Source organism: Pseudooceanicola sp. DL12, assembly GCF_056270665.1.
This window is the reverse complement of record NZ_CM149884.1, coordinates 2483743-2497605: the sequence shown is the minus strand read 5'-3', so window position 1 is coordinate 2497605 and position 13863 is coordinate 2483743. Positions and strand designations below refer to the sequence as shown.

Here is a 13863-nt window from a genome sequence, read left to right as displayed (position 1 = left end):
AGGGAGGAATCGGATGCTGGTTCAGCAAATCCTGAAGTCCAAGGGCACGGAAGGTGTCTTTACCGTCGCACCGGAAATGCCTGTTCATGAAGTGACCCAGGTCTTGGCGGAGAAGAGAATTGGTGGTGTCGTCGTCAGCAGCGATGGGATCCACGCCGAGGGTATCCTGTCCGAGCGCGACATCGTGCGTGCGCTGGCGGCGCGGGGGCCGTCCTGCGTGGAGCTGTCTGCCGAGGCGCTGATGACCCGCAATCCTATCTGCTGTACGCTCGACATGATGTCCGATGAGGTTCTGACCAAGATGACGGAGGGCCGGTTCCGTCACATGCCTGTGACCAGAGACGGCGAACTGGTGGGGATCGTGACGATCGGGGACGTCGTCAAGGCGCGTCTCAGCCAGCTCTCGGCGGAAAAGGATGCCCTTGAAGGGATGATCATGGGCTATTGAGCCGCTGCGCGGGTCAATTGCTTTGAGTTGAGACCCAGGAATACCCACATCCGAACCGGAAGCGGATGTCGGGTTTCGGGACGGTCCATATGCGTGGGGGGAGGCATCCTATGGATGACCACGCGGGCCGTCCCGGCTTTTCTGACAGATCAGGAAAGCGTCTTCCGTTCTTCAGGGGAAAAGCGGGAAATCCAACGCGGCGCGCAGCGTAATTCGTCGTGTTAACGTTCTCTGCTTGCAATCAGGAAGGCAATATTGTTGCGTGCGCCCTGAGTGCCAACCGCGGAGAGCCCCAATGCGCATCGGACTTTATCCCGGAACCTTCGACCCCATCACCCTGGGCCATATCGACATCATACGAAGGGCGGCTCCACTGGTGGATCGTCTTGTAATTGGGGTTGCGATAAACCGTGACAAGGGGCCCCTGTTTTCGCTCGAGGAGCGGGTCGAAATGATCGAGGCAGAGTGCACGCACCTGTCGGAGGAAACCGAGACCGAGATCGTGGCGCATCCCTTCGAAAACCTGCTGATCCACTGCGCCCATGATGTGGGGGCCCGGATCATCGTGCGGGGCCTGCGCGCCGTTGCCGATTTCGAATACGAATTTCAGATGGTTGGCATGAACCGCGCGCTGGACAACCGGGTCGAGACCGTCTTCCTGATGGCGGACGCGCAGCATCAGGCGATCGCGTCAAAGCTGGTCAAGGAAATCTGCAGGCTCGAGGGGGACGTCTCGAAATTCGTGACGCCGGATGTCAACGCCCGGCTCAAGGCAAAACTCGGCATCGGATCATGAGACGGCATGTGCTCCGCTGGTCAGCGGATCAGCCGACCGGATGAACTCTGCACAGGCCATGGGACGGGTGACAGGCAACATGTGGCCTGCGCCCTCGATAACCTGCAAATGGAATTGCGGAAAGCGATCGACCAAATCCACGCCATGCAGCCGATAGTCCAGCGTGCGGTCTTGATCCCCGTAGAGCAGTCTGACCGGCAGTGTGAGATCGGCGTAACGGGCGCTCATCTTGCGGAGGCCTCGACCGGAACCGAGGTAATCCCGGCTCGTATTGTAAAAATGGCCCGGCCGCAGCCCGAGCAGCGCGCCGCCTTGGATCGCAGCTTCTGCGGGAGGAGCCTCGGGGCCGTAGATCTGATCGAGAACCGTTTCGGTACTGCGGATGGAACCGGGCGTCGCCACTGTCCAGGAGATCACGTGCCGCAAGAGGTCGTTGCTGATCGCAAGGTTGTTGAAGGCTTCGGCAGATGCGCCAACGGGCAAGGTAAGCGGAGCGAGAAGGGCAAGCCCCCTGAGGCGGTTTTGATCAAGAACGGCCATCGCCATCGAAATGGCGCCTCCAAGTGAATGCCCTACGACCAGCGGCTGTACGAGGCCCAAAGCATCGATGATCTCGTACATCAGGTGCGCCTGATCAGTCGGTGATGTGGGCGCGCCGTCGGGCCTTTCCGAATAGCCCATACCCGGTCGATCAATTGCTATCACATGGTAGGACTTGGCCAGTTCGTCGATGACGCCGCAATCAAAGTTGCCAAGCTGTCCCCCCAGTCCGTGGATCAGCAGCACGTCGGGGCCTTCGCCGCGCTCAACGTAATGCAGCTTGCCTGTCGAGATATGGGCGAACTTGCCGCGCGGCGGGACCAGCCGTTCCGCCTTGCGTTTCCAGTGCCAAGTATACGCGACAAGTCCCGCTGCGATCAAAACGACAAGGCCAAGCAGAACGAGCAGAAACGTCATCGGATATCCCCTCAGTGTCAGCGCCAGAAGGCGAGCCATTCGATAAATTCGTCGCCCTTGCGAAGGACATACAAGAGTTCTTCGCCACTCCGAACCACCATGTCCAAGACGATAAGAGACACGATGACGAGCGCCAGGACAATCGCGATCTTGTTGGTCAAGCCTGTCTCTCCTTGAATGCAGCTCCTCTGGCTATGCCCGAGGCAACCTTGCCACGCAAGTTTTCAGCGTTGTGCGCAAAACGCAAACACCCCGCCGAATTCTATCGGCGGGGTGTTACAAGATCGCGTGTCGCGGCGGGATCAGATCAGGCTGCCGACCTTTACGGCCATATCGGCCATCCGGTTCGAGAAGCCCCATTCGTTATCGTACCACGACAGGATCCGCACCATGGTGCCGTCCATGACCTTTGTCTGATCCAGGGCCATGGTGGAGGAATGTGCGTCATGGTTCAGGTCGATAGAAACGAGCTTGTCGGCTGTCACGCCCAGGATGCCCTTCAACTGTCCTGCGGCTGCGGCAGAGACGGCTTCGTTGATCTCTTCGATGCTGGTCGCGCGTTCCGCGGTGAAGGTCAGATCCACGGCCGAAACGTTCGGCGTAGGCACACGGATCGCCACCCCGTCGAGCTTGCCGGCCAGTTCGGGCAGGACGAGGCCCACTGCTTTCGCAGCGCCCGTGGAGGTCGGGATCATCGACATCGCTGCAGCGCGGGCGCGGTAGAGATCCTTGTGACCACGGTCGAGCGTGGGCTGGTCACCGGTGTAGGAGTGGATCGTCGTCATGAAGCCGTGCTTGATACCCACTGTATCATTCAGGACTTTTGCCACCGGAGCGAGGCAGTTGGTGGTGCAGGACCCGTTGGAGACAACGATGTCTTCGCTTGTCAGCTGGTCATGGTTGACGCCGAAGACGGCGGTGCGGTCGGCGCCGGAGCAGGGGGCAGATACGAGCACGCGGGCCGAGCCGTTGGCAAGGTGTCGCGCGGCGGTTTCGCGCTTGGTAAAGAAACCCGTGCATTCGAGCGCGACGTCAACGCCCTGCCAGGGAAGCTCTTCGGGGTCGCGGATCGCCGTTACCTTGATCCGGCCGCTGCCGACATCCATCCAGTCTTCGCCAGTGGTTACCTCGCCGCCGAAGCGACCGTGGACGCTGTCATAGCGGAAGAGGTGGGCGTTCGTCTCGACCGGGGTCAGGTCGTTGACGGCAACGACTTCGATGTCGTCACGGCCGCTTTCCGCAATGGCGCGCAGCACGTTCCGTCCAATGCGTCCGAAACCGTTGATCGCAACTGTAATAGCCATGGATCGTCCTTTCCCCCGTATTTCGGGGCCATAAATCGGTTAGCGCTAACAAGTTTGACTCGAAAATCTACTCATTGCGTTCAAACGTCAAGAGGGGGGCTGAAAAGGCAAGAAGCCCCGCGGGTCCGGTCCGGCGGGGCTTCGAATGGGCATATTGTTCGGGGTCAGTTCTGCAGATGACCCAGCGCTGCAGCGACATCCGCCATACGGCAGGAGAAGCCCCATTCGTTGTCGTACCACGCCAGAACCCGTACCAGGCGGCCACCGGTGACCTTGGTCTGATCGGGGGCGAAGATCGAGCTCTGCTCGGTGTGGCAAAAGTCGATGGAAACCTTCGGCTCGGGGTCATAGCCGAGCACATGGCCCATGTGACCCGCAGCAGCCTCGCGGACGACTTCGTTTACGTCGTCAACGGTGACATCCTTGGAGGCAATGAAAGTCAGGTCCACGGCCGAGACGTTGGGCGTTGGCACGCGGATCGCGGAGCCGTCGAGCTTTCCGGCAAGTTCGGGCAGCACCAGGCCGATGGCCTTGGCGGCGCCGGTGGAGGTGGGCACCTGGCTCATGGCGGCGGCGCGGGCGCGGTAGAGGTCGCCATGGCGACGGTCGAGCGTGGGCTGGTCGCCGGTATAGGAGTGGATCGTGGTCATGATGCCGCTCTCGATGCCGATGGCATCGTTCAGCACCTTGGCCAGTGGGGCAAGACAGTTGGTCGTGCAGGAGCCGTTCGAGATCATCGTGTCGCCCTCGACGAGGTCACGATGGTTCACGCCGAAGACGATGGTTTTTTCCACGTTCTTTGCAGGAGCGGAAATCAGCACCGATTTTGCGCCTCGTTCCTTGTGGATCTTGGCCTTTTCGCCGTCGTTGAACTTGCCGGTGCATTCCAGAACGACATCAATGCCGTCCCAGTCCAGCTCGGAGGGATCGTAGGTCGAGAAGACTTCCATCGGGCCGCGGCCGATATCCAGCGTGTTTCCGGCCACCTTGACCTCGCCGCCGAAACGTCCGTGGACGCTGTCGTATTTCAGCAGGTGGGCATTGGTTTCGATGGGGCCGGTCGCATTGATCCGGACGACCTGAACGTCGTTGCGGGCGCTTTCGGCGATATGGGCGAGGGTGCAACGCCCGATCCGTCCAAAGCCGTTGATGGCCAGAGTGATCGTCATCTCTCGTGTCTCCTGCAAAACAACTTCGGCTCGTCTATAGCCGGGGTAGTTAACGGGAGTAAGTAAAAATTCCATTTCAAGACAATATGTTAGCGGAAACATGTCTTTCGTGCTCATGGTTGCGCTAACCAATCTGGAGGTTCGCGCTAACACCGGCGGCGGCCGTAGAACCTTGGGCGACAGCGCCCGCAAGAGATTCGTTTACGACAGCGGATAAAAGATGCGCAGCACATGCGATTGTTGGTGCTCATTTGATCTTGTCCGCCGAAAAGATGGCTGCGGAGTGATAGAAATACGTGCACGTACATAATCGGTCAGCAGGATGGTGGTGTCCCTCTCGCACCAGGGGCCTTCGCGTGGCCCTCCATGCCGAAAGGGACCAATCAACAGGAGAGACAGATGTCAAAAGACAACCTTGCAAGAGCCATGCGATGGCCAGTGCTGACAGGTGCAGCCCTGGTGTTGATGGCGCAGCCGGCGTGGGCTCTGGAGTGTTCGGTCGAGGCGCTGGCCGCGCTCGATCTTCCCGGGATCAGTTTTTCGGCGGCCACGCCGACAGTCGAGGGACCGCCTGCCTGCATTGCGGAAGGCGAGGTCGTGACGAGTGGCTATGGGGCTCCGGATGGCAGGGCGGGCTTTTCCTACCGCCTGCCGGAAAGTTGGAACGGCAAGTTTCTGATGATCGGCAACGGGGGGCTGGCGGGAAAGGTGGGCGCGTCGGCCAACAAGGCGGATATCGCCCATGCCGAGGCCGATGGCTATGTAACCGCGATGACCGATCTGGGGCATGGCGGCGGCAACATCCTCGATGCCAGTTTCGCGACCAATGGCGATGGCAGCCCCAACGAAGCGGCACTGGCCGACTACTACTTCCGTGCAAGCCACATCGTGGCGGAGACCGGCAAGGCCCTTGCTGCGGCCGTCTATGGCGAAGCACCGGGCTATTCCTATCTTTCGGGCTGTTCGACAGGGGGGCGTATGGCGCAGGTGGCTGCCACGCAATTTCCCGATGATTTCGACGGCGTGATCTCCGGCGCGCCCTTCATGGACATCTCCTCCATGTTGCAGATCCAGCATTTTCGAGTGGCTCAGCTCTCTTCGCCAACGGCGCATATACCGGCGGCCAAGTTGCCGGCTCTGAATGCCGCTGTCATGGCGGCCTGCGACGGCGTGGATGGGGTCGAGGACGGGATGATCCAGATGCCGGCCGCCTGTTCCTTCGAGCCGGAGAGCCTGATTTGCGATGGGGCCGAGGCCGACGATTGCCTGACAGTGGACCAGGCGCGCAGTCTTCGGGCCTACTATACCGCGCTTTACACCGATGAAGGACAGCTGGCTTTCCCGGGGTATTCGCCGGTGCTCCTCGATGGTGGCTTTGCCCTCTTCATGGGTGGCAAGGAGGCGCCTGCAGACGTCACTGCTGCGGAACCCTGGGGTAACGGCGGCTACAGTCCGGCGCCACTCGAATGGGCGTTCTCGGATCACATCATCCAAGGGATGGTGATGCATGATCCTGGCTACGACGTGCGCGATTTCGGAGTGACGGCGAGCGGCATCGTGCCTCGCGACAAGGTGGCGTTCTTTGTCGAGAAGACCAATCCCGGCAATGGGTCCGACATTGCGGCCATGCAGCCCTTTCTCGATGCCGGAAAGAAGATGATCCTTTATCATGGTATGGGTGATCACGCGCTGAGCCCTTTCCGAACCGTGCGCTACTACGACGACCTGGCCGACAGCCGCGGCGGCTTTGAGGCGCTTGCGGGCGAGAGCCGCTTGTTCATGGTGCCGGAGATGGGCCATTGCGGCGGCGGGATCGGACCCGACACCTTTGATACTCTTGCGGCGTTGGAAGCCTGGGTCGAAAGAGGGCAGGCGCCCGCGAGCCTGGATGCGGTCAAGCTGGATGAGACCGGTGACGTGACCCGTTCGATGCCGCTTTGCCCCTATCCCGCCAAGGCTAGCTATTCCGGAGAAGGTGATGTGAACGATGCCGGCAACTGGGCCTGTGAGGGCGGTGACGACATGCTGACGATGGGCAGTATCGGCGTGGCCTCCGGCCTGCTTGCCAGTGGTTTGCCGACCCAGTGATGCCGTGATCCGTTGAAAACAAAAAGGCCGGGCGCACCGCCCGGCCTCTCCGACTACAGGTGCTTAGACGAGATCAGAGCAGGGATTTGACCTTCTCCGCCACGGCCTCGGCCGTGATGCCGAATTTCTCGTAGAGGGTTTCCGCCGGTGCGGAGGCACCAAAGCCCTCCATGCCGACGAAACCGGCCTTGGCCTCGCGGCCGCGTTCACCCAGCAGCCACTTGTCCCAACCCTGGCGCACGCCAGCCTCGATGGCGACGCGTACGGGGCCGGCGGGCAGAACACGCTTGCGGATGTTCTCTTCCTGGGCCTCGAAGAGTTCCCAGCAAGGCATGGAGACCACGCGGGTGCCGATGCCCTCGGCCTCGAGCAGCTTCTTGGCGTCCAGCGCGATCTCGACCTCGGAACCAGTGGCCAGGAGGATGGCCTGGCGCTTGCCCTCGGCCTCGGCCAGCACATATGCGCCCTGGGCGGTGAGGTTTTTGTTCTTGTGCTCGGTCCGTACGGTGGGAAGGTTCTGGCGGGTCAGCGACAGCACCGAGGGGGTGCCCTTCTGGCTGAACGCGATTTCCCAGGCTTCGGCGGTTTCCACCACGTCCGCGGGGCGGAAGACCAGCATGTTGGGCGTCGCGCGCAGCATGGCCAGGTGTTCCACCGGCTGGTGCGTCGGGCCGTCCTCGCCAAGGCCGATGGAATCGTGCGTCATCACGTAGACGGCCGAGACGCGCATCAGCGCGGAGAGGCGCATGGCAGGGCGGGCATAATCGGTAAAGCACATGAAGGTGCCGGAGTAGGGCTTGATGCCGCCGTGCAGGGCCATGCCGTTCATCGCGGCGGCCATGCCGTGCTCGCGGATGCCCCAGTGCACGAAGCGCCCCTTGCGGTTGTCGGTGTCGAAGATCCCCAGATCCGGGGTGCGGGTGTTGTTGGAGCCGGTCAGGTCGGCCGAGCCACCGACGGTTTCCGGCAGCACCGGGTTGATGACTTCAAGCGCCATTTCAGAGGCCTTGCGGGTGGCGACCTTCGGTTGGCTCTCGGAGACTTGCTTCTTGAGGGCACGCACGACTCCGGAGAGCTTGTTCGGCACGTCACCGTCTATGCGACGGGTGAAATCGGCCTGGCGGCGATCGGAGAGAGCGGCAAAACGCTCTTCCCAGGCAAAGCGATCAGCGGCACCGCGGCGGCCGATCTCTTCCCAGGCGGACTTCACGTCTGCAGGGATCTCGAAGGGCGCGGCGGTCCAGCCATAGGCGGCCTTGGCGTCCATGATCAGCTTGGCGTCGGTCAGTGCGCCGTGCCCCTTGGAGGTGTCCTGGGCAGAGGAGCCGAGGGCAATATGGGTCTTGCAGGCGATCATCGAGGGCTTGCCGGCCGATTTCGCGGCGGCAATGGCGGCATCGATGGCCACTGGGTCATGCCCGTCGATTTCCTGGACGTGCCAGCCGGCGGACTTGAAGCGCATCACCTGGTCGGTCTTGTCGGACAGTTCGACCTTGCCGTCGATGGTGATGTTGTTGTTGTCCCAGAAGACGATCAGCTTCGACAGGGCGTGCCGGCCGGCGAGGGTGATCGCCTCCTGGCTGACGCCTTCCATCAGACAGCCGTCGCCCGCGATGACATAGGTGTGGTGATCCACGACCTTCTTGCTGAACTGGGCACGCAGCATCTCTTCTGCCATGGCGAAACCGACGGCATTGGCGATGCCCTGGCCGAGCGGGCCGGTGGTGGTCTCGATCGCCTGTGCGAGGAAGTTCTCCGGGTGGCCGGCAGTCTTGGCGCCCCATTGGCGGAAGTTGCGGATTTCCTCGATCGGGAATTCCTCGTAGCCGGTCAGGTGGAGCAGCGAATAAAGCAGCATGGAGCCGTGGCCGGCGGAGAGGATGAAGCGGTCGCGGTCGGGCCAGGTGGGCTGGCTGGCGTCGAACTTCAGATGTTTCTCGAAAAGCACCGTGGCCACGTCGGCCATGCCCATGGGCATGCCGGAATGGCCGGAGTTGGCCGCGGCGACGGCATCCAGCGTCAGTGCGCGAATGGCCGATGCCTTGGACCAATGTTCCGGATGGGCGGTGCGCAGCGCGTCGATATCCACGTGATCTGTCCTCTGTCCTGGGTCGGGAAGATGTAACGGTATGTTAGCGCGCTCTTACCAGCCGAGGCGCGAAAGGCAAGCATATCAGGGCGATTGGGCCGGAAAACGCTGGCCATTTGGGAAAGCGGGATCCATTCGCTAAACTCTCCCCAACGCGCCCTAGGCTGCTGATTCGTATGCAATGACAAAGGGGTGGCGGGTGAAGTGAAAGTGGTCGTTCGCATGCCTGTCCTTGCCGAAATCGTTGCGTCCGTAGGAAACTGGATGCAGCCGGCAGGTGCCCGGAGTATGTCTGTTGCAAGAGAACGGCCGGGCGCATTCCGGTGCCGGCCTGCGCGCCGGGCAAGAAAAGGCAGTTTGATGAGGGCAGATGAGTAATCTCGAAGAGTTGCAGGGGCGGATCCTGACCGCGATGGCGCGCATTGGCACCGGGCTCGAGGAGCTTGAAAAGCGAGCTCCGGCGACCACGGCAGGCGAAAGCAGCGATGATCTGAAGCAGGCTCTAGACGACGAGAAGGTGCTGACCGCGCAGCTCGAAGAGAGGATCCGTGTGTTGCACGCACGGCAGGAAACCCTCGAGGCGGAACTGGCCGATGCACGGAGCCAGGCGCCCGAAGAGCCCGCATCGGTCAGTGGCGCCGAATTGGCGCAAGCGCTGACGGCGATGGCTGGAATGGAAAGCGAAATCAGCCGCTTGCGTGCCGTAAATGAAGCTTTGCGCGAGAATAACGCGGCCCTGCGCGAGGCCCACGAGGCCTCTGGTGCGCTTGTCGAGGCTGGCATCGCGGCGGAACTGGAAGCGCTGCGGGCCGATCAGGCCGGCGCCAAGGCCCAGGCCGATGCGATCCTGTCTGCCCTGACGCCGCTGGTCGATGAAGACGGCGTTGATGCCACGGAGGAAAACTGATGCCCGAAGTGAAAGTCATGATCGGCGGTCGCCATTTCGACGTGGCATGCCAAGAGGGCGAGGAGCCGTTCCTGGAGAAGGCCGCGGGAATGCTGGACCAAGAGGCTGGCCCGCTGGTCGAGCAGGCGGGGCGCTTGCCGGCCGACCGGATGCTGCTGCTTGCCGGCCTGCTCCTGGCAGATCGGACGAGCAATGCCGAGAGCAAGCTGGCTGCGCTGGAGCAGGAGATCGAGAGCCTGCAGGCACAACTGGAGGATTTGCGCAACGCTCCGGCGCCGGAACCAGAGCGGATCGAAGTGCCTGTTGTGCCGCAGAGCGTTTCTGAGACACTGGCGGAACTCGCTGCGCGCGCAGAGGCTCTTGCGGCGCAGGTCGAGGAAAAAGCTGAAGCCAATTGATGAAAGGCGGAGACGTGAAGAAATCACTCTTTCTGGCAATGACTTGCACAGCATTTCTGGGGCAGGCCGCCATGGCTGCCGACGACGTGATCGAAGCGGACTACAGCTGCGAGCGTGGCGTTGAGATTCCCGTTACCTATATCAACAGCAGTACGCCGAAGCTTGCGGTGTTGAACGTCGAGGGCAAACAGGTGACGCTGCCCATGGCGCCGTCGGGTTCCGGCTCTCGCTACGCGGCGCCGGACGACCAGACAGGGTATATCTGGTGGACCAAGGGCAACGAGGCCACGCTGAGCTGGCATCATGCCGATACGGAAGAGGCGGTCACCCTGCTGTCCGATTGCGCGACAGCAGAGTAACCGTTTCGTATCAGGCGTTTGCGGCCCGGATCTTTTCAGCGGCGTCCTTGTCGTAAGCGACGCCGTTTTCTTCGAACAGCGTATCGAGTTCGCCCGACAGGGTCATCTCGGTGATGATGTCGCAGCCGCCGACGAACTCGCCCTTGACGTAGAGCTGGGGGATGGTGGGCCAGTCCGAGTAATCCTTGATGCCCTGGCGGATGTCGGCATCGGCCAGCACGTTCACGTCGGTGTAGCTCACGCCCATGTAGTTCAGTACGCCGGCAACACGGCTGGAGAACCCGCACTGCGGCATCTCCTTGGTGCCCTTCATGTAAAGCACGACGTCATTGGCTTTCACGGTTTCGTCGATACGCGTCTTTGCGTCCGTCATCTTGCTTCTCCGTCCTTTCTGAGAGGCGACATTTGCCTTGGCTGCTCGTCGCGCTCCTGGGAGCTTTGTCACCGTTTCCCGGTGCCAAGCGTTTGATCTTTTTTCTCTTTCACCCCGGGCCTGGCAAAGGGCCCTCCGTTCGGATCCGGCAGGGGCAGCCCGGCGCGGCGCCGGACCTCGTCGTCATCGGCACCCATCATCCGTGACAGGCTTCGGTGCTTGCCGCGCACCCGCCACAGGTCAATGGCAACCACGATACCGATCACTGCAAGGGGCAGGAGGATCCAGTATCGCAGCTCCATGGCTCAGGGGGCCCGTGTCGTCAGGGCGAGGGCATGGAGCTCGCCCTGAGCGCCATCCATCTTGCCCTTGAGCGCGGCGTAGACTGCGCGCTGTTGCTGCACGCGGTTCATGCCGCGGAAGCTTTCGTCGACCACCATGGCCGAGAAATGCTGGCCGTCATCCCCTTCGACGTTGATCTGAGCCTGGGGGAAGGATTCGCGGATGAGAGCTTCGATATCCGAGGCCTGAATCGCCATTCGTGTCTCCGTTCTTGTCGTTGTGGAAAATGTAAGCCCTGCGTGCATGTCCCGCAAGTGCAGGGCGCGCAGAGCCAAAAACCGCGATGCGGTTTAGTGTCGGTATCGCGTCGGTATCACGTCGGTATTGCAGTGCAGCATTTTCGCGGCATTGCGGCGATCCGGGTGAGTCGCGACGGGCCCGTTCAAGGGAGGGGCCCGCCGGGATCTGGCGGATGGGGTCAGGCGAAGGCCGCGCCGAAGGCAGACCTGTAGAGCGCCGAAAGCTCCTCGAGCGGGGCAGAGACCCCACCGAAGGAGACCTGGTCGCCGTGAAACTTGCCGATGGTGTGCAGGGGCACGCCGGCGCGGCCGGCGTTGACCATGAGCGCCTCGGCCTGGTCGAAGTTGCAGGCCACGAGGTAGCGTGCCTGGTCTTCGCCGAAGAGCTCCTGCTGGTCCGCGGTGTCGATGCTGACACCGACACCGGCGGCCTCGGCCATCTCGAAGGCCGCGAGGGCCATGCCGCCATCGGAGATGTCGGTACAGACCTTGATCCCGTCGAGATTGTCACGGATGAAATCACCGTGCAGCTTCTCGGTGGCCAGGTCGACCTGGGGGGCATCACCGTCTGTCCGGTTGAATACCTCGGCCAGCAGGGCAGATTGGCCCAGGTGCGTGCCGGGCGTGCCGATCATCAGCAGCACGTGACCTTCACGCGCAACGCCGGTGATCGCCAGGTCGGCGTCGGCAATCAGCCCGACCGCCCCGATGGTGGGGGTGGGCAGGATCGCCGAGCCGTCGGTCTCGTTGTAGAGGGAGACGTTGCCGGAGACGATCGGCATGTCGAGCGCCGCCACTGCCGCCCCGATGCCCTTGATGGCGCCGACGAACTGGCCCATGATCTCGGGCTTTTCGGGGTTGCCGAAGTTCAGATTGTCGGTGGTGGCAAGCGGCAGGGCGCCGGTGGCGGTGAGGTTTCGATAGGCCTCTGCAACGGCCTGCTTGCCGCCCTCGAAGGGGTTCGCCTTGACGTAGCGCGGGGTCACGTCGGAGGTGAAGGAAAGCGCCTTCTTCGTGCCGTGCACCCGCAGGATGCCGGCGCCGAGGCCGGGGCCGCGCGCGGTGTCGGCCATCACCATCGAGTCGTACTGGTCATACACCCACTGCTTTGAGGCATAGTTCGGCGAGGAGATCAGCGCCTTGAGACCGTCGATGGGATCGACGGAGGGGATGTCCTCGTCGCTCAGGGGCTCGGGCGCCTCGACCTCCTGCCAGGGCCGGTCGTATTCCGGCGCACTGGAGGAAAGTTTCGACAGCACCAGGTCGGCCCAGACCTTGCCCTTGTGCTCGATGATGAAGCGGTCTTCGGCAAGGGTTTCGCCGACGATGGCGAAATCGAGGTCCCACTTGTCGAAGACGGCCTTGGCCTCGGCCTCGAGTTCGGGGTTGAGAACCATGAGCATGCGCTCCTGGCTCTCCGAGAGCATCATCTCGTAGGCGGTCATGTTCTCTTCGCGCACCGGAACGTCATCGAGACGCAACCGGATGCCGAGCCCCCCCTTGTCGCCCATCTCGACGGCAGAGCAGGTCAGGCCCGCGGCGCCCATGTCCTGGATCGAGATCACGGCGCCGGTCTGCATCAGCTCGAGGCAGGCCTCCATCAGGCGTTTCTCGGTGAAGGGATCGCCGACCTGAACGGTGGGGCGCTTCTCCTCGATGGTCTCGTCGAATTCGGCGCTGGCCATGGTGGCCCCGCCTACACCGTCGCGGCCTGTCTTGGCACCGAGGTAGACGACTGGCATGCCGACGCCCGAGGCGGCTGAATAGAAGATCTTGTCGGCGTCGGCCAGGCCCGCCGCAAAGGCGTTGACCAGGCAGTTGCCATTGTAGGCGGGATCGAAGCGAACTTCGCCGCCGACCGTGGGCACGCCGAAGCAGTTGCCATAGCCGCCGACCCCCTCGACCACGCCATGGACGAGCTGGCGCGTCTTGGGCAGGGAGGGATCGCCGAAGGAGAGCGAGTTCATCGCGGCAATCGGCCGGGCGCCCATGGTGAAGACATCACGCAGGATGCCGCCGACGCCGGTGGCCGCGCCCTGGTAGGGCTCGATGTAGGAGGGGTGGTTGTGGCTCTCCATCTTGAAGACCACGGCCTGACCATCGCCGATATCGACGACGCCGGCGTTTTCGCCCGGGCCGCAGATGACCTGTGGGCCCTCGGTCGGCAGGGTTCGCAACCATTTCTTGGAGGACTTGTAGGAACAATGCTCGTTCCACATCGCCGAGAAGATGCCGAGTTCGGTGAACGTCGGTTCCCGGTTCAGGATCCTCAGGATTTCGGCGTATTCCTCGGGTTTGATCCCATGGCTGGCAATCAATTCTTCGGTGATGGCCGGTTCTTGCATGCTTGCCCCCTCTGACGGTTGCGCCCGATTTACGCGAGTGGCGGGCAAT

General features: G+C 62.3%; 15 protein-coding genes. 6 read left to right on the top strand and 9 right to left on the bottom strand.

Annotated elements, in window-relative coordinates; translation table 11 throughout:
* Nucleotides 1-13 precede the first annotated feature (13 nt).
* Both AC0WR5_RS11680 and coaD read left to right on the top strand, forming a co-directional pair.
* Nucleotides 14-448 carry a CBS domain-containing protein gene (locus AC0WR5_RS11680; RefSeq protein WP_475863305.1) on the top strand — a complete coding sequence of 145 codons (435 nt, stop codon included), beginning with the start codon at nucleotides 14-16 and terminating at the stop codon, nucleotides 446-448.
* Nucleotides 449-743: 295 nt separating this feature from the next.
* Nucleotides 744-1244: a pantetheine-phosphate adenylyltransferase gene (gene coaD / locus AC0WR5_RS11675; protein ID WP_475863302.1), complete on the top strand. Its 501-nt coding sequence runs from the start codon at nucleotides 744-746 to the stop codon at nucleotides 1242-1244.
* Here the strand turns inward: coaD and AC0WR5_RS11670 are convergent.
* From AC0WR5_RS11670 to gap (AC0WR5_RS11655), 4 genes are all read right to left on the bottom strand, one after another.
* A complete protein-coding gene (locus AC0WR5_RS11670; RefSeq protein ID WP_475863300.1) occupies nucleotides 1239-2201 on the bottom strand; it encodes an alpha/beta fold hydrolase in 963 nt (320 codons plus the stop codon). The genes coaD and AC0WR5_RS11670 overlap by 6 nt on opposite strands.
* Nucleotides 2202-2218: 17 nt before the next feature.
* Nucleotides 2219-2362 carry a glyceraldehyde-3-phosphate dehydrogenase gene (locus AC0WR5_RS11665; RefSeq protein WP_475863298.1) on the bottom strand — a complete coding sequence of 48 codons (144 nt, stop codon included), beginning with the start codon at nucleotides 2360-2362 and terminating at the stop codon, nucleotides 2219-2221.
* A gap of 141 nt (nucleotides 2363-2503) precedes the next feature.
* Nucleotides 2504-3505, bottom strand: coding sequence for a type I glyceraldehyde-3-phosphate dehydrogenase (gene gap / locus AC0WR5_RS11660; RefSeq protein ID WP_475863296.1), 1002 nt, complete (start codon nucleotides 3503-3505; stop codon nucleotides 2504-2506).
* Between the two features lie 164 nt (nucleotides 3506-3669).
* Entirely contained in the window at nucleotides 3670-4674 is a 1005-nt protein-coding gene (gene gap / locus AC0WR5_RS11655) for a type I glyceraldehyde-3-phosphate dehydrogenase (RefSeq protein ID WP_475863294.1), read from the bottom strand.
* A 399-nt stretch (nucleotides 4675-5073) separates the two neighbouring features.
* Here gap (AC0WR5_RS11655) and AC0WR5_RS11650 point away from each other — a divergent pair, with 399 nt between their 5' ends.
* Nucleotides 5074-6762, top strand: coding sequence for a tannase/feruloyl esterase family alpha/beta hydrolase (locus AC0WR5_RS11650; RefSeq protein ID WP_475863292.1), 1689 nt, complete (start codon nucleotides 5074-5076; stop codon nucleotides 6760-6762).
* 73 nt (nucleotides 6763-6835) lie between these two features.
* Here AC0WR5_RS11650 and tkt read toward each other — a convergent pair whose 3' ends face one another.
* A complete protein-coding gene (gene tkt, locus AC0WR5_RS11645; protein WP_475863291.1) occupies nucleotides 6836-8851 on the bottom strand; it encodes a transketolase in 2016 nt (671 codons plus the stop codon).
* Between the two features lie 370 nt (nucleotides 8852-9221).
* Here tkt and AC0WR5_RS11640 point away from each other — a divergent pair, with 370 nt between their 5' ends.
* The 3 genes from AC0WR5_RS11640 to AC0WR5_RS11630 are packed head-to-tail and all read left to right on the top strand — an operon-like array spanning nucleotide 9222 to nucleotide 10515.
* Nucleotides 9222-9758, top strand: coding sequence for a hypothetical protein (locus AC0WR5_RS11640; protein WP_475863290.1), 537 nt, complete (start codon nucleotides 9222-9224; stop codon nucleotides 9756-9758).
* Nucleotides 9758-10156, top strand: a complete 399-nt coding sequence (locus AC0WR5_RS11635; RefSeq protein ID WP_475863289.1) for a cell division protein ZapA — start codon at nucleotides 9758-9760, stop codon at nucleotides 10154-10156. Before AC0WR5_RS11640 ends, AC0WR5_RS11635 begins: the two co-directional genes overlap by 1 nt.
* A complete protein-coding gene (locus AC0WR5_RS11630; protein ID WP_475863288.1) occupies nucleotides 10156-10515 on the top strand; it encodes an MliC family protein in 360 nt (119 codons plus the stop codon). The genes AC0WR5_RS11635 and AC0WR5_RS11630 overlap by 1 nt, the downstream gene beginning before the upstream one ends.
* Before the next feature lie 10 nt (nucleotides 10516-10525).
* On the opposite strand, the gene grxD is transcribed toward AC0WR5_RS11630, so the two are convergent.
* From grxD to purL, 4 genes are all read right to left on the bottom strand, one after another.
* Nucleotides 10526-10888 (bottom strand): Grx4 family monothiol glutaredoxin, encoded by a 363-nt coding sequence (grxD, locus tag AC0WR5_RS11625; RefSeq protein WP_475863287.1) that lies wholly within the window; start codon nucleotides 10886-10888, stop codon nucleotides 10526-10528.
* A 68-nt stretch (nucleotides 10889-10956) separates the two neighbouring features.
* Nucleotides 10957-11190 carry a hypothetical protein gene (locus AC0WR5_RS11620; protein ID WP_475863285.1) on the bottom strand — a complete coding sequence of 78 codons (234 nt, stop codon included), beginning with the start codon at nucleotides 11188-11190 and terminating at the stop codon, nucleotides 10957-10959.
* Nucleotides 11191-11193: 3 nt separating this feature from the next.
* A complete protein-coding gene (locus tag AC0WR5_RS11615; protein WP_475863283.1) occupies nucleotides 11194-11427 on the bottom strand; it encodes a BolA/IbaG family iron-sulfur metabolism protein in 234 nt (77 codons plus the stop codon).
* A 221-nt stretch (nucleotides 11428-11648) separates the two neighbouring features.
* Nucleotides 11649-13814 (bottom strand): phosphoribosylformylglycinamidine synthase subunit PurL, encoded by a 2166-nt coding sequence (purL, locus tag AC0WR5_RS11610; RefSeq protein ID WP_475863282.1) that lies wholly within the window; start codon nucleotides 13812-13814, stop codon nucleotides 11649-11651.
* Between the last annotated feature and the right edge of the window lie 49 nt (nucleotides 13815-13863).